Origin of the sequence: Micropruina sp., assembly GCF_047602385.1 — a bacterium.
Lineage (GTDB): Bacteria > Actinomycetota > Actinomycetes > Propionibacteriales > Propionibacteriaceae > Micropruina.
In genome coordinates this window covers 259,448-283,746 of sequence record NZ_JASGHL010000005.1, presented here as the reverse complement: position 1 = coordinate 283,746, position 24,299 = coordinate 259,448, and the positions used below count along the sequence as shown (strand labels likewise).

The 24,299-nt window shown below is 68.1% G+C and carries 18 protein-coding genes, 1 tRNA gene and 2 pseudogenes; 7 read left to right on the top strand and 14 right to left on the bottom strand.

Translation table 11 applies throughout. The features are described from left to right. Positions 1 to 237 precede the first annotated feature (237 nt). From QM711_RS16855 to lysS, 3 genes are all read left to right on the top strand, one after another. A complete protein-coding gene (locus QM711_RS16855) occupies positions 238 to 1,971 on the top strand; it encodes an ABC-F family ATP-binding cassette domain-containing protein (RefSeq protein ID WP_415101444.1) in 1,734 nt (577 codons plus the stop codon). A 208-nt stretch (positions 1,972 to 2,179) separates the two neighbouring features. Continuing rightward, on the top strand, positions 2,180 to 3,439 hold the full coding sequence (locus tag QM711_RS16850) for a threonine/serine exporter family protein (protein ID WP_415101442.1): 1,260 nt from the start codon (positions 2,180 to 2,182) through the stop codon (positions 3,437 to 3,439). Between the two features lie 336 nt (positions 3,440 to 3,775). Then, positions 3,776 to 5,281 carry a lysine--tRNA ligase gene (gene lysS / locus QM711_RS16845; protein ID WP_415101440.1) on the top strand — a complete coding sequence of 502 codons (1,506 nt, stop codon included), beginning with the start codon at positions 3,776 to 3,778 and terminating at the stop codon, positions 5,279 to 5,281. A gap of 276 nt (positions 5,282 to 5,557) precedes the next feature. Here the strand turns inward: lysS and QM711_RS16840 are convergent, their stop codons facing one another. Continuing rightward, the gene (locus QM711_RS16840) at positions 5,558 to 5,848 is read right to left on the bottom strand and encodes a cell division protein CrgA (RefSeq protein ID WP_415101438.1); all 291 of its coding nucleotides are present in this window, start codon (positions 5,846 to 5,848) and stop codon (positions 5,558 to 5,560) included. Positions 5,849 to 5,904: 56 nt separating this feature from the next. Here QM711_RS16840 and QM711_RS16835 point away from each other — a divergent pair, with 56 nt between their 5' ends. Then, positions 5,905 to 6,666 (top strand): DUF881 domain-containing protein, encoded by a 762-nt coding sequence (locus QM711_RS16835; RefSeq protein ID WP_415101436.1) that lies wholly within the window; start codon positions 5,905 to 5,907, stop codon positions 6,664 to 6,666. Between the two features lie 41 nt (positions 6,667 to 6,707). Continuing rightward, positions 6,708 to 7,340 (top strand): aminodeoxychorismate/anthranilate synthase component II, encoded by a 633-nt coding sequence (locus tag QM711_RS16830; RefSeq protein WP_415101434.1) that lies wholly within the window; start codon positions 6,708 to 6,710, stop codon positions 7,338 to 7,340. Positions 7,341 to 7,435: 95 nt separating this feature from the next. Here QM711_RS16830 and pknB read toward each other — a convergent pair whose 3' ends face one another. The 6 genes and pseudogenes from pknB to QM711_RS16800 all read right to left on the bottom strand — a co-directional run bounded on the left by pknB (position 7,436) and on the right by QM711_RS16800 (position 14,879). Next, positions 7,436 to 9,217, bottom strand: coding sequence for a Stk1 family PASTA domain-containing Ser/Thr kinase (gene pknB, locus QM711_RS16825; protein ID WP_415101432.1), 1,782 nt, complete (start codon positions 9,215 to 9,217; stop codon positions 7,436 to 7,438). A gap of 54 nt (positions 9,218 to 9,271) precedes the next feature. After that, a complete protein-coding gene (locus QM711_RS16820; protein WP_415101430.1) occupies positions 9,272 to 10,690 on the bottom strand; it encodes a peptidoglycan D,D-transpeptidase FtsI family protein in 1,419 nt (472 codons plus the stop codon). A 266-nt stretch (positions 10,691 to 10,956) separates the two neighbouring features. Then, a pseudogene (locus QM711_RS16815) lies at positions 10,957 to 12,303 on the bottom strand (FtsW/RodA/SpoVE family cell cycle protein); the annotation flags it as partial. Positions 12,304 to 12,305: 2 nt separating this feature from the next. Continuing rightward, on the bottom strand, positions 12,306 to 13,691 hold the full coding sequence (locus QM711_RS16810) for a PP2C family protein-serine/threonine phosphatase (protein ID WP_415101428.1): 1,386 nt from the start codon (positions 13,689 to 13,691) through the stop codon (positions 12,306 to 12,308). Positions 13,692 to 13,693: 2 nt separating this feature from the next. Beyond that, positions 13,694 to 14,176, bottom strand: coding sequence for an FHA domain-containing protein (locus QM711_RS16805; RefSeq protein ID WP_415101426.1), 483 nt, complete (start codon positions 14,174 to 14,176; stop codon positions 13,694 to 13,696). Continuing rightward, positions 14,169 to 14,879: an FhaA domain-containing protein gene (locus QM711_RS16800; protein WP_415101424.1), complete on the bottom strand. Its 711-nt coding sequence runs from the start codon at positions 14,877 to 14,879 to the stop codon at positions 14,169 to 14,171. Before QM711_RS16800 ends, QM711_RS16805 begins: the two co-directional genes overlap by 8 nt. Positions 14,880 to 15,025: 146 nt before the next feature. On the opposite strand from QM711_RS16800, the gene QM711_RS16795 reads away from it, so the two are divergent. Beyond that, positions 15,026 to 15,111: transfer RNA gene (locus tag QM711_RS16795), tRNA-Leu, on the top strand. Positions 15,112 to 15,271: 160 nt separating this feature from the next. Then, positions 15,272 to 15,721, top strand: a complete 450-nt coding sequence (locus QM711_RS16790; RefSeq protein WP_415101422.1) for a hypothetical protein — start codon at positions 15,272 to 15,274, stop codon at positions 15,719 to 15,721. 9 nt (positions 15,722 to 15,730) lie between these two features. On the opposite strand, the pseudogene QM711_RS16785 reads toward QM711_RS16790, so the two are convergent. The 7 genes and pseudogenes from QM711_RS16785 to QM711_RS16755 all read right to left on the bottom strand — a co-directional run. After that, positions 15,731 to 16,750 (bottom strand): annotated as a pseudogene (locus QM711_RS16785) (recombinase family protein); the annotation flags it as partial. Between the two features lie 32 nt (positions 16,751 to 16,782). Continuing rightward, positions 16,783 to 17,235 carry an ImmA/IrrE family metallo-endopeptidase gene (locus tag QM711_RS16780; protein WP_415101420.1) on the bottom strand — a complete coding sequence of 151 codons (453 nt, stop codon included), beginning with the start codon at positions 17,233 to 17,235 and terminating at the stop codon, positions 16,783 to 16,785. Positions 17,236 to 19,202: 1,967 nt separating this feature from the next. Then, positions 19,203 to 19,460 carry a helix-turn-helix domain-containing protein gene (locus QM711_RS16775; RefSeq protein WP_415101418.1) on the bottom strand — a complete coding sequence of 86 codons (258 nt, stop codon included), beginning with the start codon at positions 19,458 to 19,460 and terminating at the stop codon, positions 19,203 to 19,205. A gap of 295 nt (positions 19,461 to 19,755) precedes the next feature. Beyond that, entirely contained in the window at positions 19,756 to 20,883 is a 1,128-nt protein-coding gene (locus QM711_RS16770; protein ID WP_415101416.1) for a GNAT family N-acetyltransferase, read from the bottom strand. A gap of 437 nt (positions 20,884 to 21,320) precedes the next feature. Then, on the bottom strand, positions 21,321 to 22,538 hold the full coding sequence (locus tag QM711_RS16765; RefSeq protein ID WP_415101414.1) for an FAD-dependent oxidoreductase: 1,218 nt from the start codon (positions 22,536 to 22,538) through the stop codon (positions 21,321 to 21,323). 156 nt (positions 22,539 to 22,694) lie between these two features. Next, positions 22,695 to 23,642, bottom strand: coding sequence for a hypothetical protein (locus tag QM711_RS16760; RefSeq protein ID WP_415101412.1), 948 nt, complete (start codon positions 23,640 to 23,642; stop codon positions 22,695 to 22,697). After that, positions 23,639 to 24,295 (bottom strand): hypothetical protein, encoded by a 657-nt coding sequence (locus QM711_RS16755; RefSeq protein WP_415101410.1) that lies wholly within the window; start codon positions 24,293 to 24,295, stop codon positions 23,639 to 23,641. The genes QM711_RS16760 and QM711_RS16755 overlap by 4 nt, the downstream gene beginning before the upstream one ends. Between the last annotated feature and the right edge of the window lie 4 nt (positions 24,296 to 24,299).

The following is a 24,299-nucleotide window of genomic DNA, read 5'->3' as shown; positions in this document are numbered from 1 at the left end:
CCCGCGCGGAAACGAGCGTTCTGCCGACGTGACGCGACCCCGATAACGCTCGTTTCGGCGCGCGCTGGGCCAGGCGCGGTCGGAGCCGTCTTCATAACGCTCGTCTCCTCGCGCGGCAGCTGACCGGCGGCAGTTGGCGCACTGTCCGAGTTGATTCCCCGGCGGGGCTGGGGCACCCTGGTGCCCATGTGGATCTGACCCTCTCGCCCTGCTCACCCAAGCGATCGAGGTTCTCTCATGTCCGCATCACTCTTCCTTTCCGGCGTCGCCGCATCCTTCGGCGCCCGTCCGCTGTTCGCCGGGCTCGACCTCCGGCTGACGCCCGGGGACGTCACCGCACTGGTCGGCCCGAACGGCGCCGGCAAGACCACCCTGCTGCGGATTGTCGCCGGCCTGCATAGCCCGGACGCCGGCACCATCCGGTTCGCGCCGCCGGACGCCACCCTGGGCTACCTGCCGCAGCAGCCGCCCGCGCCGGACGAGACGATCCTTGACTACGCTCGGCGGCGCACCGGCGTGGGGCCGGCCCAGGACTCCTTCGAGGCGGCGGCCGCCGCACTGGCCGGTGATGGGACGGAGTCCGCACGCCTCGGCGACGAGCCGTCGTCCGGTTACTCGTCGGCAGCGCGAACGCCCGTCTCTCCGGACGCCGCCGAACGCTACGACCGCGCCCTGGCCAACTGGCTGGCATTGGGCGGGGCCGACCTGGACGTCCGGCTGGCCGAGGTGATGGCCGACCTCGAGTTGTACGCCGAGCTCGACCGGCCGCTCGGCTCGCTGTCCGGCGGTCAGGCCGCCCGGGCCGCGCTGGCGTCCATTCTGGTCAGCCGCTACGACGTCCTGTTGCTGGACGAACCGACCAACAACCTGGACGCCCGCGGGCTTGCCGCGCTGACCGACTTCGTCGCCTCGCTGCGCGCACCGGTGCTGATCGCCTCGCACGACCGGGCATTCCTGGACGCCGTGGCGACCTCGGTGCTCGAGCTCGACGAGGCCCAGCAGCAGGTGAACCACTACACCGGCGGCTGGAGCGACTACCGGGCCGCCAAGCAGTTGGCTCGCGAGCAGGCCGAGGCCGCCTACGCCGAGTACACCGACACCCGAGACGCGCTCGTCGAACAGGCCCGCCGCAAGACCGAATGGGCCCGGACCGGACGCGCCAAAGCGGCGAGACTCGGACCCGGCATGAAGCTGGAGAAGAAGGCCAAAGAGGACCGGGCCCGCCGGATGGACCAGCGCGCCGCCCGCGTCCGGGACGCCGCCGAACGCCTCGAGGAGGTCGAGCAGCCCCGCAAGGAGTGGCAGCTGCGGTACACGATCGCCGAGGCCGCGCCGTCGTCGGACGTGGTGCTCACCCTCGACCGGGTGGTCGCCCGGAACGGTGATTTCGTGGTCGGCCCGATCAGCGCACAGGTGGTCCGCGGTGAGCGGGTGGCGCTGCTCGGCGACAACGGTTCGGGCAAGACCACCGTGCTGGAGGCGATCCTCGGCTGTCGTCCCGCTGAGGTCGGGAGGGTGAGCTGGGGCACCCGGGTGGCGCTCGGCACCCTCGGTCAGGCCCGCGGCGAGATCGGTGGCTCGGAGCGGCTGCTGGACGCCGTGGCGGCCGCGCTGGGCACCACCGGTGCTGCCGGCGTCCGCACCCTGCTGGCGAAGTTCGGGCTGGGCGCCGAGCACGTCGAGCGGTCCTGCGACAGCCTGTCGCTGGGCGAGCGCACCCGGGCCGCCCTGGCGCTGCTGCAGGGCCGGTCGGTCAACGTCGTCGTCCTGGACGAACCGACCAACCACCTGGACGCCGCCGCCATCGACCAGTTGCAGGAAGCGCTGGCCGGATTCGCCGGCACCCTGCTGATCGTCACCCACGACCGCACCCTGCTGGACGCCCTGGGTGCGGTCACCCGGTGGCGGTTCACCCGGACGTCCGGCAATCGTGCCGAGGTCCGCGTAGAGGCCGCGCCCGCCAGCCGCTGAACAGCCGCTGGTCGAGCCTGTCGAGATCCCAAAGTGACCGGAGGAACCGTCCCCGGTGACCGTGGGGACGGTTCTCTTGGTCACCACGTGACCGTGGGGACGGTTCTCTTGGTCACCACGTCGCCTCCATCGTCATCCCGGACCGCGTTCGGCCGAGGTCCCGCGCGTCCGCGTGCTTCGGTGAGCGTCGAGAGGGTTCACTGAATCCATGGCAGCCCTCCCACCCCCGAGGTCGGGCGCTGAGCCCGGCGGCGAGGACGAGGCGTTGGCGCTCGGCCGCCTGGGTGCGCTGCTGCTGGACGCCGGATCGTCGGTGACCGATGTGCGGGACACCTTGGACGCGATCCGGCAGGCAGCACTGCCCGAGGACATCCGGGTCGGCGTCCTGCCCGAACTGGTGATGGTCACTCGGCGCACCACCGGCGCCGCGATGATGGTGCCGGCCGGCGAGGGCGAGCTGTCGTTCCGGCAGTCCGGACGCGCCGGCCGGCTGGTTCGTGAGCTGCGCGCCGGGGTCGTCCCGCTCGTCGAGGCGACCTCCCGGATCGAAGAGATCCGCCGCGAGAGCGCTGGTCACCCGCTGGTGCGCTGGGTATTCGGCAGCGTGTTGTCGGCCGGCGGGCTGGCGGTGCTGTTCCGCTGCCCGTGGTGGGCGATCCTGGTCAGCCTGGCGATCGGCGGCCTGGTCGGACTGCTGGTCGCACTGGCGCAACGGGTCCGTGGTGCGGCCGCCCTGGCTCCATTCGTCGCCAGCCTGCTCTCCACCGCGCTACTCGGACTGGCCGCCACCCGGCTCGACGTCGGGGCGGTGCCGCTGCTGGCGGTCTGCGCGCCGATCGCCGTCCTGGTGCCCGGTGCGCTGATCACCAACGGATTGCTCGAGCTGACCGCGACCGACATCCTGACCGGCTCGGCGCGACTGGTGTACGGGCTTGTCGTGCTGGCCTTCATGGCGGCCGGGATCGCCGCCGGAGCCGTCCTCACCGGCCTACATTTGGACGCCGCGTCGGCCGCCCTGGTCGGTGATGTGCCGCGGCTCGCCACCGATGCCACCGGCTGGGCCGCGCTGCCGCCGCTATGGGTGTCCTGGGTCGGCATCGCGGTGCTGGGTGTCGGAGTCGGACTCGCCTTCGCCGCCGGGCCGGCCCTGACCGGGCTGATCGTGGTGGTGATGGCGCTGACCTATTCGCTGCTGGTGCTGCTCACCCCGTCCCTCGGCGGAGTGGTCGCGACCGGTGCGACGTCGGGCGTCGTCCTGCTGCTCGCCCGGGTGCTCGAGAAGCGCACGGTGGCCGTCCCCACGATGGTGTCGTTCCTGCCGGCCTTCCTGCTGCTGGTGCCCGGTTCGGTGGCCCTGGTCGCCCTGGCCGCCGCCGACGTCCGGGCCCTGACGGCGGCGATGGCCACCTTCGCGAGCCTGTGCATCGGCACCAAGCTGGGTTCGGTGCTGGGCGATCTCCTGCGCTGAGTGGCACGCCGGGGACGGTTCTTTTGGTTCCGTGTTCGACACGCCGGGGACGGTTCTTTTGGTTCCGTTTTCGACATGCCGGGGACGGTTCTTCGTTCCGTTTGCCGTCTGACGGACCGAAGGGAACCGCCTCAGGTGACCAAGGGAACCGTCCCCGGTGTCCGGGGGAACCGTCCCCGGTGTCCGGGGGAACCGTCCCCGGTGTCCGGGGGAACCGTCCCCGGTGTCCGGGGGAACCGTCCCCGGTGACCGGGAGAACCGTCCCCGCGGTCCGCGTCGTCCGGTATCCCGGCGCGAGGAACGAGGGAGTACGTCGTCGCTCGCTACAATCCTGCGGTGACCACGCCCGACGATGATGCTGCCCTGCCCGAACAGCTCCGGTTGCGCCGCGAGAAGCGCGCCCGGCTGATCGAGGCCGGCAACGACCCGTACGCGATCAGCGTGGGCCGGACGCACTCCGCGGCTGAGGTGCACGCCCAGTGGGGGCAGCTCGAGACCGGTGAAGAGACCCAGGACGTGGTCGGCGTCGGCGGCCGGGTGGTGTTCGTCCGCAACACCGGCAAGCTGTGCTTCGCCACCCTGCAGGACGGCTTCACCGCGTCCGATTCGGGCACCCGGCTGCAGGTGATGATCTCGCTGGCCGAGGTGGGGGAGGAACGACTGGCCAACTGGAAGGCGGACGTCGACCTCGGCGATTTCGTCTTCGTCAAGGGCCGGGTGATCTCGTCGCGGCGCGGCGAGCTGTCCGTGCTGGCGTCCGAGTGGCGGTTGGCGTCCAAGGCGCTGCGTCCGCTGCCCACCCTGCACAAGGACCTCGGCGAGGAGACCCGGGTGCGGCAGCGCTACGTCGACCTGGTCGCCCGCGAGGAGGCCCGCGACATGGTGCGCACCCGGGCCGCGATCGTCGGCTCGATCCGGCAGACCCTGCGCGACCAGGGCTACCTCGAGGTCGAGACCCCGATCCTGCAACTGGTGCACGGCGGGGCGTCCGCGCGGCCGTTCCACACCCACCTGAACGCCTTCGACATCCCGATGACGCTACGGATCGCGATCGAGCTCTACCTGAAGCGGGCCATCGTCGGCGGGGTCGACCGGGTCTACGAGATGGGCCGGATCTTCCGCAACGAGGGCGTCGACTCGTCGCATTCGCCCGAGTTCACCATGCTGGAGGCGTACCAGTCCTGGGGCGACCAGTTCACCATCGCGGCAATGACCCGCGACCTGATCGTCAACGCCGCCGCCGAACTCGGCGTCGAATCGGTGCACACTCCGGCCGGCGAGGTGCAGCTGACCGGCGAGTGGAGCTGGCTGAGCGTCTATCCGGGCTTGTCGGACGCGCTCGGCGAGGAGATCACGCCGGACACCACCGTGGAGCGGTTGCGCGCCATCGCGGATGCCCATGGCGTCGAGTACGACCCGGCCTGGATCGATCAGAAGCTGGTGATGGAGCTGTTCGGCGAGATCGTCGAACCCACCCTGGTGCAGCCCACCTTCGTCAACGGCTACCCGGCGATCGCCCAGCCGCTGGCCCGCAACCACCCCGACGACCCCCGCCTGGTCGAGGCCTGGGACCTGATCATCGGCGGCGTCGAACGCGGCACCGGCTTCTCCGAGCTGATCGACCCGGTCATTCAACGGGACGTCCTGGTCGCCCAATCGCTCAAGGCCGCAGCCGGCGACCCCGAAGCTATGCAGTTGGACGAGGACTTCCTGCGAGCCCTGGAGTTCGGCGCCCCGCCGATGGGCGGCATGGGGCTGGGCATCGACCGCACCATCATGCTGTTCACCGGCGCCGGAATCCGCGAAACCATCCTGTTCCCGCTGCTCAAGCCCCAGGGCTGAGTCCCGTTCGCGCCTGCCGAAACCGCGACATTACCTGCGACACGATCTCGGGATCGTCACACGGTTTCGCCTGAGCAGGAGGATGTCGCGTTCGAACGCGAAGTCCTGCACCGAACCCGAAACTGTCGCAGGATCCCGAGATCGTGTGACGGTCAGAGCCGCCAGGACGAGGAGTCTCGACGCGGGGAAGCTGAGGAAATCGCAAGGGGGAAAGCGACACACTCCCGGTCGCTCCCGACAGCAAAGGCAGACAAGGTCGACCGTCGGTCGCGAAAGCTACTTCCAGAGGGTGGCGAGAGCGAACGCCGCCGCCATGCAGCCCATGCCGATCAGCACGTTCCAGCCGCCCAGATCGCTCATCACCGGGATCAGATGCCCGGCGATGTAATAGACCACCAGCCAGAGCACGCCGAGCAGCCCGACGGTGATGAAGGCCGGCGGTACCCAGCGTCGGCTCCCGGGCGCGGCAACCCGGCGTTGACGCTCTTTGCGGGCCTCGGACGCCGCCTCGGCAGAGGCGCTCTTCTTCTTGTCCGCGGCCTGCTTGCGCATTCTGGACTCCGGCATGGGGAGCATCTTACCGTCAGACGCTCGGCGGCCGAACGCCTTCTAGACTCGCCGGCATGAAGCGAGGCTGGGCGCGGGCGAGGGCGCGACTGCGCCGGGCGTCCGGACGGGCCGGCGAAGTCCGGGTGGGCCGCCGGATCGCCAGCCTGGCGGTCTGCGTGCTGGCCGGCTTCATGATCGCCACCAGCGCCATCAACGCCGGCGGCGGCGACCTGCGCCCGAACCGGAACACCGACCTGGCCGGGTTGATCCAGTCCGAGTCGAAGCGCAACGCCGACCTCGCCGACCGGGTCGCCAAGCTGCGCCGCGACGTGGACGCGCTGGCCAAGGACGACGGGGGCGGGGTGGCCGAGAACGACCTGCGGGCCGCCGCCGTCGTCGCCGGCCAGACCCCGGTCAAGGGACCAGCCGTCGTGGTGGTGATCGACGACGCGCGGTCCGGCGTCCAGCCGCCCGGGGTGAGCCCGGAACTGCTGGTGGTGCACCAGCAGGACATTCAGGCGATGGTCAACGCGCTGTGGTCGGGTGGTGCCGAGGCGATGACCATCCAGGGCCAACGGGTCACCTCGCGGACCGGGGTGAAATGCGTCGGGAACTCGGTGGTGCTGCACGGCGTCCCCTATGCGCCGCCGTATGAGATCGCCGCCATCGGCGATCAGGACAAGCTCGAACGCGCCCTGGCCGGATCTCCCGCGGTGCAGGTCTACCGCCAGTACGTCACCGCGTACGGGCTCGGCTACAGCCAGCGCCGGGAGAACGCGGTGACCATGCCCGCCTACCGCGGCAGCCTGGACGTCGAGGCTCGCAGGATCGGCTGAGCACGCCTGGCCCGGTCGCGCAGATGGGGGAGAATGGCGCCATGGCGCGCATCCTGGTGATCGACAACTACGACTCGTTCGTCTACAACCTCGTCCAGTACCTGGCCCAGTTGGGGGCCGAGGTCGACGTCTGGCGCAACGATGACCCGCGGTTCGACACTCCCGACTGGGCGGACGGCTACGACGGCGTGCTGATCTCACCGGGACCGGGCACGCCGGAGTCGGCCGGAGTCTGCATCGACGTGGTCCGCTCCCACGCCGGCAAGCTGCCGATCTTCGGGGTCTGCCTGGGCCTGCAGTCGATGGCGGTGGCGTTCGGCGGCGTCGTCGGACGCGCCCCGGAACTGCTGCACGGCAAGACCTCCGAGGTGCTGCACGAGGGGGCCGGCGTGTTCGCCGGCCTGCCCAGCCCGTTGACCACCACCCGCTACCACTCGCTGGCGCTCGATCCGGCGACCGTCCCCGAGGAGCTCGAGGTGACGGCGGCCACCGCGTCCGGGGTGATCATGGCGGTGCGGCACCGCAGCCTGGCGGTCGAATCGGTGCAGTTCCACCCCGAGTCGGTGCTCACCGAGGGCGGCTACCAGATGCTGGCCAACTGGCTGGCCGTCTGTGGGGACGCCGACGCTCCGGCCCGCGCGGTGGGACTGACGCCGTTGATGGCCTTGCGCTGAGGGCTGCCGCCCAAGCGGACCCGACTGGCTCGGCCCGAACCCGCGGCTCGCGCGGGTCCGGGCAGCCGGGGCCGTCCGGGGTTCGACCGGCGATGCTAGGGCGTCTTGGTCGGCGTGGTCGTCGGTGTCGAGGTGGGCGTCGTCGTCGGGCCCGGCTCTTTCGCGAGCACCAGCTTGATCTTCTGGCTGCGCTTGATCTCGTCGCCGGTCTGCGGGCTCTGCTTGAATACCTGGCCAGGCACCGCCTCGGTGGTCTCCTCCTCGGTGAAGGTCACGTCGAATCCCAGCCGGTCGGCCTGGGCCTGCGCGCCGGACTTGGTGAGTCCGAGGAAGTTCGGCACCGTTCCGGTTCCGGAGGCCACGTACAGGATGATCGGGGTGTCCAGAGGGATGGTGATCCCGGGCGTCGGATTCACGTTGGTGACGGTATTCGCCTTGGCGCTCGGGTTGCTGGTGTCCGCGGCGCGCTTCACGTTGGTGAAGCCGAGATCCTTGAGGGCTTTGTCCGCCTCGGTGGCCGTCATGCCGACCAGATTGGTGGGAATGGTCGCCTTCTTAGGCCCGACGTTCACCTCGATGGTGACCGTCGAACCGGCCGGCACCTTCGCGCCACCGGGCGGATCCTGCCCGGTCACCCGGTTGACGGTGGCGTCTTCAGCACCGTTGATGGGTTTGACCACCACGCTCAGCTGGGCCTCCTGCAGTTGTTGCTCGGCCAGGTCGCGGCTGCGGCCGAAGACATTCGGTACCTCGACCTGGGCGACCCGCGCTCCCGGGTTGACCAGCAGGTAGGTGCCGTAGCCGAGGCCGAGCACGAGCAGGAAGGCCACCAGCCCCCACAGCCAGGCCCGCTGCCGATTCCGCGGCTCCTCGATCGCGCGCTGTGGAAGCGTCCCGGTGTCGCTGCGCTCGAGCGCGACCGGGGACGCCGCATGGGCGGGTGACTCCGGGGCACCGTTGAGCACCTGGGTGGCCGCGAGAATGCTGGTCGGAGCCGGCTCGGGTGGCCGCAGGACGGCCTCGATCTTCTCTCCGGCCAGCAGCCGGTTGATGTCGTCGCGCATCTCGGACGCGGTCTGGAAGCGGTCGCCGGCGTCCTTGGCGAGCGCCTTCAGCACGATCGCGTCCATCTGGGTGGTGACCAGGGGGTCGAGCTGGCTCGGCGGCACCGGATGCTCGCGGACGTGCTGGTAGGCCACCGACACCGGCGAGTCGCCGCGGAACGGGGGGTGGCCGACCAGCAGTTCGTAGAGCATGCAGCCGGCCGAGTAGATGTCCGAGCGGGCGTCCACCGTCTCGCCGCGGGCCTGTTCGGGCGACAGGTATTGCGCGGTGCCGATCACCGCCGCGGTCTGGGTCATGGTGGCCGAGGTGTCCGCGACGGCACGGGCGATGCCGAAGTCCATCACCTTGATCGTCCCGGAGTTGGTCAGCATCACGTTCGCCGGCTTGATGTCGCGGTGCACGATGCCGGCCCGATGCGAGTAGGCCAACGCGTCCAGCACGCCGGCGGTGAACTCGAGCGCACGTTCGGGCAGGATCTTGCGTCCGTCGCGCAGCAGTTCGCGCAGCGTGTGACCCTCGACCAGTTCCATCACGATGTAGGGCACCGAGACCGCGGTGGCGGGATCGGGCTCCTCGCCGGTGTCGTAGACGGCGACGATGTTGGGGTGGTTGAGGCCGGCCGAGGCCTGTGCCTCGCGGCGGAACCGGGCCTGGAAGGTGGGATCGCCGGCCAGGTCGGTGCGCAGCAGTTTGACTGCGACCTGGCGGCCGAGCCGGATGTCTCGGGCGCGGCGAACCTGCGCCATGCCACCGCGTCCCAGCAGAGAGCCGAGTTCGTAGCGGCCGCCGAGCATCCTGGGTTCGTCACCCATGGGGTTGTCTCCTCGTCGTCGGAGTGTCCATTGTGGCCGAGTCGGCGCGGCCGGTCACCGGAGCGCCTCGATCACGGACTTGGCGATCGGGGCGGCCACCCGGCCGCCGGCGACGTCGGTTGCCGGCATCTCGGCGTCCTGCACGAAGACGCAGACGGCGACCTCGGGGTCGTCCGCCCAGGCGATGAACCAGGCGTACGGCGTCCGGACATTGTCGGAATTGGCGGTGCCGGTCTTGCCGCCCACCGTCACCCCTTGGATTCGCGCCCGGGATCCGGTGCCGCTGGTGACCACGTCCACCATCATCTGCCGCAGCTTCGCGGCGTTGGCCGAACTGGTCGCCAACCGCAATTGGGACGGCCGGGTCTGGCTGAGCACCTGCAGGTCGGCCGAACGCACCGATTCGACCAGGTAGGGCTGCATGACAACGCCGTCGTTGCGGACGGCGGCCGCGACCATCGCCATCTGCAGCGGGGTGGCCGCGACCTCGAATCCGCCGATCGAGGCGAGCCCGGTCTGCGGGGTGTCGATCTCGTCCGGGAAGCGGCTGGCCACCGAGCCGATGTCGGACAGCGGCTTGGTGCCGAAGCCGAATTTCTCGGCCTGCTCGCGCAGGGCGTCCTTGCCGAGCTTCACCCCGAGCCGGGCGAACGCCGAGTTGCACGACCGGGCCAGTGCCTGGCGCAGGGTCTGCTGATTTCCACAGGTCGTGCGAATAGTGGTGTTGGTGCCGGGCAGCCGGTAGGACGAGGTGTCGAGTTGGCTGTCGGGCTCGTAGCCGGCTTCGAGGGCGGCGGCGGAGACCACCACTTTGAAGGTCGAGCCGGGCGGGAAGATCTCGCGGGTGGCCCGGTTGGCCATCGGCTTGCCGGTCTTGTCGCCGGTCAGTTTCTGCCAGGACGCCCGGGACTTCGCCTGGTCGTGGGTGGCCAGGCTGTTCGGGTCGAAGGTGGGCGAGGAAACCATCGCCAGCACGGCGCCGGTCTTCGGATTCAGCGCCACCACGGCGCCCTTCTTGTCCCCGAGCGCGTTGGCGGCGGCCCGCTGAGCCCGCGCGTTCAACGTGGTCTGGACGCTGGCGCCTTTGGGCTTGGCCCCGGTGGCCAGGTCGAGCAGCCGGTTAACGAACTGGGAACTGTCCGTGCCGGAGAGCTGCGACCCGTAGGTCTGTTCGAGCTCGGACGCCCCGAAGAGGTAGGAGAAGTATCCGGTCACCGGGGCGTACAGCTCACCCTGCGGGTAGCGCCGCTGGAATTTGAACTGGTCCTTGCTGGCGACGGTCTCGGCGATCGGGGTGTTGCCGACCAGGATGGCCCCGCGGTCCTGGGCGAAGGCGGCGTCGGTGGCCCGCCGGTTCTGCGAGTTCGCGTTCAGCGACTCCTGCCGGGCCAGGTAGCTGACGCAGAGGTTGGCCAGCAGGGCGAGGCTCATCAGCATCGCTACCAGGGTGACGCGGCGGATCGGATGGTTCATGACTGCCTCCCGCCCGGCCAGACGTCGTTGCCGGACGCCGGGGAGCCGCCCGCCGGGATCGCGGTGGTCGGATCGTCGGGGCCCGAAGGTGTGGGGATCGCGGCGGTGGGCGCATCGGGACCCGAGGGTGCGGGGATCGCGACGGTCGGTTCGCTGGCGCTCACCGGCGTCCGAACCGGAGCGGTGAGGTCGGACGCCCCGGCCGGCACGGCCACCGGCGCGGCGGGACGCGGCTCGGGCGTCCGGCTGGGCACGCTGATCACCTGAGTGGTGTCGTGCGCCAGCGACTGCATCGGCTCTTCGACCGGTGCGGCCGGCCGCCGGACCTGGTGGGTGACCACCATCAACAAGGCGATCATCGCGTAGTTGGCGATCAGCGAGGAGCCGCCCTGGGAGACGAACGGCGTGGTCAGCCCGGTCAGCGGCAGCAGCCGCGTGACGCCGCCGACGATCGCGAACACCTGCAGCGCGAAGACGAACGACAACCCGGCGGCGAGCAGCTTGCTGAACGGCTCGGTGGCGGTCAGCGCGGCCCGCAGGCCACGCATCGCGATCACCCCGTACAGCACGATGACCGCCATCAGCCCCGCCACCCCGAGTTCCTCGCCGATCGCCGCCGCGATGAAGTCGTTCTTGGCCAGCGGGGTCAGATTCGGCCGGCCGAGCCCGAGGCCGGTGCCGAACAGGCCACCCCAGGCCATCCCGAACTGGCCCTGGATGATCTGGTAGTTCTGGTCCCAATGCGCGAACGGGTCGAGCCAGGCCGACACCCGGGTCTGGACGTGCGAGTAGGTCAGCCAGCCCAGGAACGCGCCGGCGCCGAACAGCAGGGTGCCCAGGATCGGCCAGCTGGGTCGCTCGGTGGCGACGTACAGCATCATCACGAACAGGCCGAAGAACAGCAGCGAGGTGCCCAGGTCCTTCTGGTAGATCAATACCGCCAGGCTGGCCAGCCACATGATGATGATCGGACCGAGATCGCGGGCGCGCGGCAGGTCGATGCCCATGACCCTGGCGCCGGCCAGCGCCAGCACGTCCTTCTTCTCGACCAGGTAGGACGCGAAGGCGACGGTCAGCACGATCTTGGCCAGTTCGGCCGGCTGGAAGCTGTACGGACCCACCTTGATCCAGATCCGGGCGCCGTGGTTCTCGAAGCCGATCACCGGCAGCAGCGGCATCAGCAGGATCACCAGGCCGGCCAGGAAAGTCAGGTAGGGGAAGCGTTGCAGGACGTGGTGGTCGCGCAGCAGGAACAGCACCGCGGCGAACACCGCCATTGAGATGGCCATCCAGGTGAGCTGGAGTTCGGCCGAGTGGGTCCGTTCGGTACCGCCCAGGTCGAGCCGGTGGATCATCACCAGCCCGAGGCCGTTCAGCAGGTAGACCAGCGGGAACAGCAACGGGTCGGCGTAGGGCACCCGCCAGCGGATGACCGCATGGGCGGCCAGCCCGAGCAGCACGTACAGCCCCGGCGTCCGGTACCAGTCGGCGGGCAACTCGCCGGTGGCGTTCACGTCCACCAGCAGGTAGCCGCCCACGGCCAGGCCCATCCCCATGATGAGCATCACCAGTTCGACTCCGCGTCGTTTGCGGAAGACGACGACTTCGCCCATGGTCAACAGCCCTCGGGAGCCTTGGGCGTGGTGTCGGCGGTCGGCGCCGGGCTGATCGTCGGTGACGCGCCGGGCGACGGGGACGCGGTGGACGGGGCGGTGGTCGTCGGGGTCGGGCTCACCGCCGGGTTCTGCGGGGTCGGCGTCGCGGTGGACCGGGCTCGCCGCTCGCGCTGCTCGATGCAGCGCTGGGCGATCGCGCGCAACTCCTCGGTGGTGGTGTGGGCGGCCTCCAGGTCGTTGACGGGGATCGCCGCCCGCACCTTCTCCTGATAGAACAGCGGCAGGTCGTTGACGTGAGTGTTGTGCACCTCGAGCACGGTGCCGAGCTTGATCCCGAGCACGGTGTCGGGGACGCCGCGGAAGACCGCGACCAGGTCGTTGGAGTCGCCCACGTAGTACTTGCTCTGGGTGAACGAATACCAGCCGAAGACGCCGCCGCCGAGGACGAGCAACGGGATCAGGACGCCGAGCACCACCTTCACCCAGGCCGACGCCCGGCCGCGGGTGGTCGGCTGGTAGCGGGCCAGTTCGGCCCGCTCTCCGGCTTTCGGGTCGGATTCGTCGCCCTCGACCGGCAACGGACGGGTGTCCTCGGCCACGTCGTCGGTGGGCAGCTCGGTGTCGATCTCGGCCGCGGCGCCGAGCACCAGCACCTCGCCGGGCGGGGCGTCCTCGACGACGTCGGCCAAGACGATGGTGATGTTGTCCAGACCGCCTTCGGCGTAGGCGATCCGGATCAGTTCCTCGACGACCGACTCGGGGTCGTCGCCGCCGAGCACCTGCTCGATGGCCTCGTCGGTGACCATGCCGCACAGGCCGTCGGAGCAGATCAGATAACGGTCGCCGAGGGCGATCTCGGCCATCTCCAGATCGGGTTGGTGGCTGGACTGGCCGTTCAGCACCTTCAGGATCAGCGAGCGGTGCGGGTGCACCAGCGCCTCGGCCTCGGTGATCCGGCCGTCGTCGACCAGGGTCTGGACCCAGGAGTGGTCGCGGGTGATCCGCTCGAAGTGGCCATCGCGCAGCCGGTAGGCCCGCGAATCGCCGATGTTGGCGATGGCCAGCCGTTCGCCGTCGAACAGCAGGCCACACACGGTGGTGCCCATGCCGTCCAGGGACGGGTCGTGCGCAACCAGTTCGCGGATCCGGTCGTTGGCCTCGGCGATCGCCCCGGACGCCACCTCGAGCATGTCCGCGCCGGTGAAGTCCCCGTCGGCGTCGCGCAGTTCACCGATCGCCACCGCAGAGGCCAAGTCCCCGGCGGCGGCTCCGCCCATGCCGTCGGCGACCATCAGCATGGTCGGCGAGACGTAGGCCGAGTCCTGGTTGTTCTTGCGGACCAGGCCGACCTCGGAGCGGGCCAGATAGGACAACGTGAGGGCCATGGCTACTTCTCCACCACCATCAGCGTGCGCCCGATCCGGAGCGTGTCGGCGGTGCCGAACGGAGTGGCGGCGGTGATCCGCTCGTTGTTGAGATAGGTGCCGTTGGTCGAGCCGAGGTCCTCGACCAGATAGCCGGTGTCGGTGCGGACGATCTGGGCGTGCCGGGTGGAGACGTAGTCGTCGTCCAGGATCAGCTGGCAGTCGGCCGCCCGGCCGATCTTGATGCCCTCGCCCAACGGCAGGGTCAGCCCCTCCTGCTTGCCGCGGGAGACCCGCAGCCGGCTCGGCAGCTTCTTCGCCGGACGTGCGGCGCGGCGCTTCTGCTGCTTCTTGAGTTCGCGCACCGGCCGCAGTTCACCGGCATCGTCGGTGGCCAGCTTGCGGCCGAACATGTCGGTGCGGATGACGTTGCCGACGAACAGCACGAACAGCCACAGCAGCGCCAGGAAGAGCAGCTTCAGCGCGAGGACGACGAGATCAGACATCAGAGCCCGGTGAGGTGATGGACATCCGGGTGGAGCCGATCTCGATCCGGCTGCCGGCCGCCAGGTCGGCGTGCCGGACGCGGTGACCGTCGATCACGATCCCGTTGGTGGAGCCCAGGTCCTCGATGGCGATCAGCTGGTCGGCGCCCTCGCCCTGGACGACGATCCGGGCATGCTTGCGGGAGATCCCGGGGTCGTTGATCCGCAGATCGGCCTCGGTGCCGCGTCCGATCACCAGACCGGGCGGGTTCAGCGGGTGCCGGACGCCGTTGACCTCGAGCACCAGCGCTGCCCGTCGGATCTGGGTCGCGGACGCGTCCGAGCCGTCCACGCCGGCGACGGCCGCACTGTGCACGGTGAACCGGCCGGTCGGCAGGCTGGCGTCCAACTCGTAGTCGATGGTGACCGGGCCGTTAAAGATGTAGCCCTTGGCCGAGGCGTACTCGTTGAGCTGGGGGATGACTTCGGAGTTCAGCATCTTCGAGTACGGCGCGAGCCGGTCGTGATCATGCCGGGACAACCGCACGGTGAAGTCATTGGGAACTAGCCGACGCTCGCGGGTGAGCAGCTTCGCTTCGGAGTCGAGTTCGCGCTGCAATCGCGCGGTGATTTCGACCGGCTGGACGTCGCCCTTGAACGCGCGCGCGAAGACGCCGTTGACGGCGCCCTCCAGTTTCTTCTCGACGCGATCGAAGACTCCCATAGCGCACAGAGTAGTGGAACGCCCCGGGGTGAGCCCGTGGCGGTGTCCGCGGTCTAGAGCCCGGGTCGAGGGGAGCGGGCAGCGCCGGTGGTCAAGCGGACCCCGGCCGCTGTGCTAGTCTCTTCCGGGTCGCCCTGAGGCGACACGCGCGAGTGGCGGAATGGCAGACGCGCACGGTTCAGGTCCGTGTGTCCGAAAGGACGTGGAGGTTCAACTCCTCTCTCGCGCACCAAAGTTGCCGTATTCAAACCTTCACCCCCGGGTGAAGGTTTGTTCATTTTGGACGTACTCCGAGCTTCGACCGGTTCCGCTTGCCGAGACCTTGCTTCGCGGGGGTTCGTCGCCAGTGGAGTCATCTCCCCCTCGCCGGTCAGGAGTCTGAGAAGGTCCGGGTGGATCAACAGATTGAAGGGCTCCGCGAGCTCAGCCTCGGTGTAGTCGCGGTGCACCCAGATGCGCGTGAAGAGTCCTTGGTTCAGCAGTCGGCGTTCGTGGTCGCTGGCACGCAGATAGGCATCGTGACAATGCTCCAGGAGGTCCAATGCCTTGGCCAGGGCAGCGTCGAGATCACCAGTACGGGAACGTGCAACCTGTTCTTGCTCCTCAATGACGCGGAGGCGGGATCCAATCCGGTCCTGCTCCTCCTTCAGTTGGTCAAGCGGTACGGCACCGGCGTAGTGCGCCTGCAGCAGCTTGGTGCGCTCATCGAGAAGACGGTGCCGGCCGCGGGCGAGGCGGCGCGCGTCTTGTTCGGCTTCTTGGGTAAAGGTGGCGAAGTGACCATGGACGGCCTCTTGGATGGCGGCGCGATGCTCTGGACGAATCTGAATGCGTTCATATAGCTCTTCGACGAGCGTCTCCAGCGTTGAGATCAAGACGGCCTGTCGCTCGCACCGATGGCGTTCTTGGTGGCGGCCAAGGCAGACGAAGTAGGGGTAGACCGTTCCGTAGCGGTTGGTGGCGTGTGTCACGGTCATGCGTTCGCCGCAGTCACCGCAGAACACGGTGGACTTCAAGTAGTGCGTGTGTTCGCGCTGTCGTTCACCGTTGCGATGTGACTCCAACACCGCCTGCACGGCCTCGAAAGCCTGGCCACTGACGAGTGGCTCATGCTTGCCCTCATAGATGGCACCTCGCCAGCTGACCTCACCGAGGTAGTAGCGATTGGTCAGAATCATGTGCAACTGCGTGAAACGGACGGGCTTAGCCGGCCGCTTCGGGCTCGGAACGGTGGTCAGACCGCGCTGGACCAGTTCACTGGCAAGCGATGCCAGAGTCCACTGACCGGTTGCGTACTGCTCGAACGCCCACCTGATGTGCGGCGCTCGTTGGTCGTCGAAAACGACACCACGGGTCTCACGGCCATCCGGTCCTTGCACTGCTGCGTTGCGGTAGCCGATCGGTGCGCGACCGGGTGTACCGCCCACGCTGGCTTTCTGCCCCATACCTTTGGAGACTTCGGCTGCGAGGTTGCGGCTGTAGAACTCGGCGATGGAACTCATGATGCCGTGCAGCAGCATGCCGCTCGGGGTCTCATCGATGTTCTCGCTGCAGGACACAAGGGTGACGCTGGCGGCAGTCAAAGCACTGTGAATCTCGAGATCATCCATGCGATTGCGGGCTAACCGATCGACCTTGTGCACAATCAGGTAGTCGGCCGACCGCCCGCGGAGGTCTCGGAGCATGCGCTGAAGTTCCGGACGGTTGGCTGAGCGTGCGCTTTCGCCTGCATCCACGTACTCGCCGAGGACCGTGGCACCGAGCGCTTCGGCCTTGCGTCGGCAGGATTCACGCTGCGCCGGAATTGAGAAGCCCTCTTTCTCACCACCTTTGGTGGCTTGCTCCTTGGTACTTACTCGCAGATACAGCACCGCCGTTTTCGTCTCTGCCCTTGCTTCCGCGGTCACGCCGCTCTCCTCATCGCGACTGGCACAAAGCGCTGCTCTTCGTGCCAGGGGGTGGAGACTGGCCGGGCGCAGCGTTGCCGGGTGAAGCTGGCTGGATCAACCAGCCCGGTTTGTTCGAGACGGACACGGATAGCGGTCTGGCTGACCCCGAAGTGTTGAGCCAGGGCCGTCAGGCTCTGGGTAATGGTGCAGAAGACTCGCTTGAGTTCAGGTTTTGGCATGAGTGCGCAAGCGGCGAAGTAGTCGGCGGCGCGTTCGGCTTCCCATTGGCTGCGGTACAGGCGTCCGGCCGCTCCGTGGTCAATGATGTGCTTGAACTCATGCAGCAGCGTGTGGCGCTGCCGAGCTAGCGAGTCACTGTCGCTCAGCGCGATGATCCATTCCCTCCCGTTCCAGTAGCTGAGGCCACTGGTCGGCAAGGCTTCACGGACAATGCGCAGCCGTGGCAACGCCGCAATGTCGGCTTCGTGAGCGGTGGTGCCAAGGAGGGTGGTGAGCTGGGCTGCTTGCCGTTCAGCGAGCAGCTTGGCGGCTAGCCACGATTACTGGCAGTCACTCTTTGCCTCCAAGATTGCAAAGCGCGGCGCTCTAGCCACCTTGCGATCCAAGCGAGCGTGACCCACACACCAGCAATGGGAACCGATAGCAAAAGACCAAGGAGGGCGCCCGCAAAGTATGTTGCAACAGTTGCAGTAGTTCCATCTTCCATCCAGGAGATTCCCCCTGCCTGGACAGCTCCCACCAAGAGAAAGTGGACGCTGATCGTTACAGGAATTTCCCATGCATCCAGAGCCCACAGCGCGGTGCATAGGACGATCAGAAGGCCATACAGAACAAGCCAAGGTACTGACGATGCGACCAACCCGTTAAAGAGGGCAAGCGTGAGTCCAAGTACCCCTACGATCGCAACCCACTTCGCGTAGCCTTGCGTCGACATCAGCCTCACCTTCTCTAGCAATACCCGTGCATCGATGCTTCTAGCGTACCGAGGCTACGCGAGGTTCGATAGTGCGAGAAGACTCGGTCCGAGCCCAGACTCTGAGAGCAAGGTTAAGAAGTGCCGGTCACTACTAGCTGACGAGCACGAAGCACCTCTACGTTCCTCTCGTGAGAAAAGTCCTGGCCGCCATCAGCGCGGTGTCCATCATTGCGCTATGTCTCAGTACCCCCTCCCCGGCTGCTGCGTCCAGTTGTGCCTATGTGTTCACTGCACCCAATGGCACCCCCACCCTTCGCACCTCAGCGGGGTCACCGGTATCCCTTGCCTATAGGTTTGGCGACTCGGCTTACAGTACCTACGACGGTCCCGGCGGCGTCCTTGTCCAGGTCTGGGGAGGCATGCGGGACTCAGTTGTCGGCACCCGGGCGCAGGAGATGGAAGGCGAGTTTCCTGCGCTTGCGCAGCGGTCTTTCAACGAGAGCACTACGACCGATGCGTCGGACGACGAGGGCGATATCGTAGACGAAACGACATCATCATCCGTCGGTGTCGTGGTTCCTTTCGCGGTGATGTTGACGAAGTCCGGCTCGCAGCTAGCTGAGTACTCACTGGCTGACAGTACGGAAGTGTGGGCTGCTGATCAGGTGTCCGGGGTGTGCGTGAGCGGAAACGCTAGTTCCGCGAAGCAAGTCTCAACTCAAAGCGGCGCCAGCTTTGATTTTCCAGATCGAGCAAGTTTGGCGAAAGAGGCTCGTCCGAACGCGCTTCCCACGCTTCCGAAGTCGGTGGTCCGCTACCGTACGCTCATAGGGCCAGCCTCCGTCTCCTTCCCTCCCTTTCTGTGTGGCTGGAACTTCGGCGGTCGGTTCGCGGGTGACAATCGTGGCTTCTCGACATACTACTCAGCGTCTAACCGCACGAGGGCCAGCGTGTTTTTTGATTGGAGGCGCAAGGTTATTTCAACCACTAAGAATGTCTCTGAAACCAAAAGGCTAGACGACAACGGTCGGGTGATCGAACGGAAGAGAGCCAGTTCGGCCGGCATTAAGTTCAGAGGCTCCACGATGGCTCCGACCTACGGGCGCATTGAGATCAGCCACTCTGTCGCCAATCCTCTGTGCTGGTCTGCTGGCCCCATCTCGTACGGCGTAGTGATAGAACGATGGAGGGGCGGCGGTACTCGTATATCAGGTCGCCTCCTTCGTGTGCCTCATCCATGAAGCAGTTGTCTTCCCGATCTCAGGCTCCTATGGGTCGTACGTCTTTACGCGGAACGCGGACGCCTTTCACTGTCTAAGCATCAACTGTGGCTCGCTGGAGTCTATTCGAGTGTCGACGGGGACCTGATTGTTGGCCCGTCGCCAGGTGCTACGGATACCGCGGTGCTGCAGTCACGACAGGCGACCACTCTGCTACTTGCCAATCGACCTCCGGATCGAAGCACACCAAGCGCGGGCAGGGCGAGCAAAGGGGTAGTTACTCTGCCTGCCGTGCCACACCGAGGATCCGGGCAACAGTTGAGAGTGACACGTCGACCTTGTCCGCGATGTCTTGAGCGCTGTGTCCGGTGCGGTGCTGTTGGAGGATCTCGCGGCGGGTGGCCAGGTCGACACGGCTGCCGAGTTGCCCGACGACGACGCCGGCTCGGAGCAGATGTTGCTGGGCAGTCTGAGGATGGATGCCGTAGCGACGACCAAGTTCGTGTAACGACGCTCCTTTGCCAAACAGGATCACCAGCTCTACCCGCTCGGTCTCGTTGAGCTTGCGGTGGGTCCGTGGAACCGAGGGAGTGTCTCGAGCGCGCACTCCCGTGTACGCGTGGCCTGTTGGGTATCGGCCGCGCGCCGAACGGCGGCGCTCAGGTTGGAAAGGGATCCCACAAGGCGCACCAGACAAGAGCCTCCGACAAGGGATCATAGTGACCCTGTCGGAGGCTCTTCTGCTGTCCGGTGGTCGCTTGGAGCACGAATGCGATCACCCGCCCGGTCGGCTGAGCCGGACATCTCCGGCCCAGCCACCCGGCATCGCTCTAGTCGGTACTGCCGCTGTCGTCGGTGGCCTCCAGCACCTTCTTCCAGGCGCCTTCGTAGCTGGCCGGCACGAAGCCGATGGCCTCGTTGATGTCCAGCATCGGCCGATTCTCTTCGGCGTTGTAGGTGACCACCCGTGGCGACTCCGGCGCCACGGTTCGCCAGGAGAGCAGTCCGGCGCACTTCACCAGCAAGCCCAGCTTGTGGCCGCGATGCTCCTTGAGCACCAGGGTGTCCTCCTGGTGGGTGGCCCGGCTCCGGTCAGCACCGATCACGAGTTCGTTGAATCCGCACAGCTCGCCGGTGGCGATGTGCTGGGCGGCGGTCACCTGAACCGTCTGCCCACCGCTGAGGTAGCGGTCGTCGTGCACGGCGATCCGCGCCGCGTCCCAGCTCTCCTCGTCGAACTCGAGCGCTGCTGCCGGCACGTCGGTGGACATCCGGGATTTCATCCAGGCGTAGCCGTCGACATACTCCGCCGGGGTCGGCAGCAGCCACTGCACGACCCGGTAGCCGCCGGACGCGTCGCATGCCTCGCCGAGGAGCCGCTCGACCTGGTCGAACGACCCGTTGAGATCGAACACGCTCCGGCGCTCGATCTGTTCGAGGGCATGGCCGTGCCGGAGGAAGAACCGGGCGCCGTGGTCGAGCGGGATCGATCCGAACCCGGTCGGCGGGTCGAGCCGCTCACCGGGCGCGTCCGGGTGCTGCGCCCAGGACTGCAGCACCGTCCGGCCGTGGGCGCGGGCGGCCCGCTCGACGAGCTGGTAGGCGGCGCTGCCGATGCCTCGGCCCCAGACCTCAGGAAGCAACTCGACCAGCCAGTACGCGGCCCGCGACCCAGCCTCCAGGGGGACATCGACGCCGACCCGGCCGACCACGCGGCCCTCCAGCACCGCCAGCCAGACCAGGCGCAACTCGTAGTCGTCGGGCAGATAGTGCGGCAGTAGGGCTTCGGCCGAATAGTAGTCGTCGTCATGTCCGCTGATCTCGCGATAGACCCGGTTGCGGGTCTCGGTCATGGCCAGGAAGTCGGTGGCGTCCGGGGCGTCCACGGATGCCGGGATTGTCAACGGGCGGAACTCGAGGTCCCGGATGGTCGGACGGATGTCGGTGGTGACGGTCATGGTTGTTCTTTCTCGCACTGCCGCTCGTTGGCGGCGTCCTGCACAGGGAATCCTCAGCCGGTGGCCCTGAAGGCCGATCCGTGGCGGGATGGGTGACGGGTGTCAGTGGGTTGCGTGGCGATCCGGAAAGGGAGTCGCCCGGTGCAGCCGATCAGACTCAGGTCTGAGCCGGAACTGGGCGGACTTCTCCCCTGAACAGGTCAGCGATGCGCGTGACCGCGGCCGTTCGGGCGGGCATCGAGTGTGGCGGCCAGCGTGGGCACGGCTGCGGCGAACGCCGTTGTGAGCGTCGTGTCATTGATCATCGGTGGCCTCCTCTCGGCGCGAGAATCGAGGGTCGCAATCTACGCCGCGCGGGGCGACGACGTCAATAGCCGCAGGCGGTCACGGCGCCGTGGCCGGCGGGCGCCACCCGGCCTGCCGATCCGCCGACGAGGTCACCGCCGGGCGAACCAGGGCGCATGTTCGGGCCGGACGCCGACGCCGACCAGCTGCGCGGGGAGGGCCGCCAGCCAGGGCAGCCGGCGGAGCACCGCGGCGGCGCCGCGAGGGACCTCGAGCGGGCTGCCGCCGGTGAGCAGGGCGTCGATGCCGCGATGGACCAGCTGCTGCCCGGCCTGGGTGGCACGGGCCGCGAAGGCGCGGCGCCGTTGCACCGCCTGGAGATGCGCGTCGGTGAGCCGGCCGCCCCGCAGCGGCGCGGCCAGCAGGCGGGCCGCCGCGACGCCGTCCTGGACGGCGAGATTGACCCCGACGCCGCCGGCCGGCGACATCGCGTGGGCGGCGTCCCCGATGCAGAGCAAGCCCGGCGCCCACCAACGCCGCAACCGGTCGACCCGTACATCCAGCAACTTCACCTGGTCCCACTGCAGCCCGGACGCCGCGTCGGCCAACTCGGGCGCCGCCGCCGCGATCGTGTCCCGGAAGGCGTCGATGCCGGCGGCCCGCAGTTCGCTGTCACTGCCCTTGGGTATCAGCCGGGCCGCCTGCACATAGCCGCGTCGCGGGATCATCACGAAGACCGCCCCCGGCGCGCTCCGCGGCAGCAGGCTGGAACCGACGTTCACCTCCGTGGGCAACCGGAACCACCAGGCGTCGAAGCCGACCGGAAGCTCGATCGACGCCAGCTTGGCGTCCGCCCGGACGCCGGACCAGCGGCCGTCGCAGCCGACCACCAGGTCGGCGCGCAACTCCTCCTCGCCGCCCTTCCCGCGACACCGGACGCCGATCACCCGGCCCGCGGAACGGAGCAGTTCGACGAACTCGGTACCCATCCGCAGGGTGAAGGTCGGCTCCTCCCGGCCGGCGTCCGCGAGCACATTGAGGAAGTCCCACTGGGGCGTCATCGCGATGTAGGGGCGGCTGAGCCGCAACCTGGTCAGGTCGGAGACGACCACGTCCGGACCACCACCCCGGATCGGCAGCCGGACCTGCTCCAGCTTGCTGTACGGCACCTGGTCGAACGCGGCGCCGAGGCCCAGTTCGTCCAACAGGGTGAGCGTGCTGGGGTGCACCGTGTCGCCGCGGAAGTCCCGGAAGAAGTCGTCGTGCTTCTCCAGCACGGTCACGATCAGCCCGGCCCTGGCCAGCAGCAGCCCACACACCATCCCGGCCGGCCCACCGCCGACCACGATCACGCTGCCGGGGCCGCTCATGCCGTCACGCTAGTCGGTGACCGTGGGAACCGTCCCTGGTGACCGTGGGAACCGTCCCTGGTGACCGTGGGAACCGTCCCTGGTGACCGTGGGAACCGTCCCTGGTGACCGTGGGAACCGTCCCCGGTGACCAGGAGAACCGTCCCCGGTGACCGCTCAGGGCACCCGGTGTTCCAGGATGTCCTCGATGGTGTCGATCACCTTGCCGGCATAGCTGCGGCCGTCGGGCAGCTTCGACTCGTAGTCGAAGTAGTGCTCCTTGATGTTGTGGTTGTATGGGCCGAGTTCGATCATCGTGATGGTGCCGTCCCGCATCGCCTCGTTCCAGGGAGACCCCTTCGAGATCGGCCAGCGCCCGGCGAACAGCAGCTTGCCGGAGGCCTGCAGGAAGTCCTTGGTGCCGTACAAGTGCCACAGGTGGTCCACCCGGCTCAGCGCGATGTCGTCCGACAGCATGCCGCCCAGGGACAGCACCGAGGTGCGCAGGCCGAGCGCGTGCAGGTACCAGGTCGCGCCCAGCGCGATCTGGCCGCCGCCGCTCCAGCCCAGCAGCACCACCTGGTCGGGGCTGCCCGGGCGGTGACCGTGCCGCACCAGCGAACGATGGATCTCCCGGGCGGTGCCCATGTTGTAGGTGGGTCCGTAGCGCCGGTCGGCGCAGACGAACAACTGCATCAGGTTGCGCAGGTTGATCAGCACCGCCAGCAGGGTGTTGGGGTTCTTCAACCGGAGCTGTTCCAGGTGTCGCCAGAGTCTGCCCAGCACCCGCTCCGAGGTCAGCCCCCGGTTGTCCACCGCATAGGGAAACACATCGTCGACCACCGTGTATCCGGGCAGCCGTTCATGCAGATCGCGGATGAACGGCGTCTCCTCTTCGGGCACATCCTGGCCCGAGATGGCGCCGATCCCCGATAGATAGACCACGAACCGCTTCGGCAGCACGTCGGGCGCGGACGCCGCCAGTTCGAGCGAGGTGGGCGCCGGGCCGGTGTCGGGTTCCTCGACCTCGCGGGTCGCCCACCAGTGCAGCGATTCCAGCGGCGCCAACACCAAGGCGACCACCACCAGGGCCAGGACGAGGACGAGCAGATCACCGAGGATCATGCCGCCACCTCCGAGGTGATCATCGGGCGTCCGTTCAGCACGTCGGCGCCGGAGACCCGGAAGGGGCGTCCGGTGACCCGCTGGAACAGCCGCGCCATCGCCCGGGAGACCCAGGGCGCACACAGCGTGGAGAGCAGATGCATCACCAGCCAGGACGCCGCCACCAACGCCAGTGCCGTCCAGCGCCCGACCTCGAAGGTGCCGGCGGTGACCGCCCACAGCACGATCGCGCTCCAGGCCGAGAGGAACCGGCTGAGCGCGGTCCCCAGGTAGGGGATCAGGGCCAGGAAGCCCCAGACCTGCGGTGCGGTGGCGACCAGCACGCCGGCCAGCACGATGGAGTACGAGACCTCGGCGCCGCTGACGACACGGCCGAGCCCCCACAGCACCACCGACTCGATCGCGTGCAACACCACCAGCCAGGTGGCACTGAGCAGCAGGCCGACCGCGAACCGCCAGCCGGTGACCCGGTTCACGAGCAGGATCACCGCCTGCCCGGCCATCACCGAGACGCCGGCCAGCAGTGCGACCCCGACGGCCAGCCAGATCGCGAACGGATGATCGCGCACCCAGCCCAGCGCGGCCGGATCGAGCCGGTATGCACGTGCGATGAGTTCGAACATGCCGGACAGATAACGCCAGAGTTGATCCATCCGC

Coding starts and splice junctions, on each gene's coding strand:
- QM711_RS16770 (WP_415101416.1), bottom strand. CDS start 20,883: ATGACCGTCACCACCGACATCCGTCCGACCATCCGGGACCTCGAGTTC.
- pknB (WP_415101432.1), bottom strand. CDS start 9,217: ATGGGTGACGAACCCAGGATGCTCGGCGGCCGCTACGAACTCGGCTCT.
- QM711_RS16765 (WP_415101414.1), bottom strand. CDS start 22,538: ATGAGCGGCCCCGGCAGCGTGATCGTGGTCGGCGGTGGGCCGGCCGGG.
- QM711_RS16835 (WP_415101436.1), top strand. CDS start 5,905: ATGAAGCGAGGCTGGGCGCGGGCGAGGGCGCGACTGCGCCGGGCGTCC.
- QM711_RS16855 (WP_415101444.1), top strand. CDS start 238: ATGTCCGCATCACTCTTCCTTTCCGGCGTCGCCGCATCCTTCGGCGCC.
- QM711_RS16810 (WP_415101428.1), bottom strand. CDS start 13,691: ATGGCCCTCACGTTGTCCTATCTGGCCCGCTCCGAGGTCGGCCTGGTC.
- QM711_RS16840 (WP_415101438.1), bottom strand. CDS start 5,848: ATGCCGGAGTCCAGAATGCGCAAGCAGGCCGCGGACAAGAAGAAGAGC.
- QM711_RS16755 (WP_415101410.1), bottom strand. CDS start 24,295: ATGGATCAACTCTGGCGTTATCTGTCCGGCATGTTCGAACTCATCGCA.
- QM711_RS16760 (WP_415101412.1), bottom strand. CDS start 23,642: ATGATCCTCGGTGATCTGCTCGTCCTCGTCCTGGCCCTGGTGGTGGTC.
- QM711_RS16805 (WP_415101426.1), bottom strand. CDS start 14,176: ATGTCTGATCTCGTCGTCCTCGCGCTGAAGCTGCTCTTCCTGGCGCTG.
- QM711_RS16850 (WP_415101442.1), top strand. CDS start 2,180: ATGGCAGCCCTCCCACCCCCGAGGTCGGGCGCTGAGCCCGGCGGCGAG.
- QM711_RS16830 (WP_415101434.1), top strand. CDS start 6,708: ATGGCGCGCATCCTGGTGATCGACAACTACGACTCGTTCGTCTACAAC.
- QM711_RS16820 (WP_415101430.1), bottom strand. CDS start 10,690: ATGAACCATCCGATCCGCCGCGTCACCCTGGTAGCGATGCTGATGAGC.
- QM711_RS16800 (WP_415101424.1), bottom strand. CDS start 14,879: ATGGGAGTCTTCGATCGCGTCGAGAAGAAACTGGAGGGCGCCGTCAAC.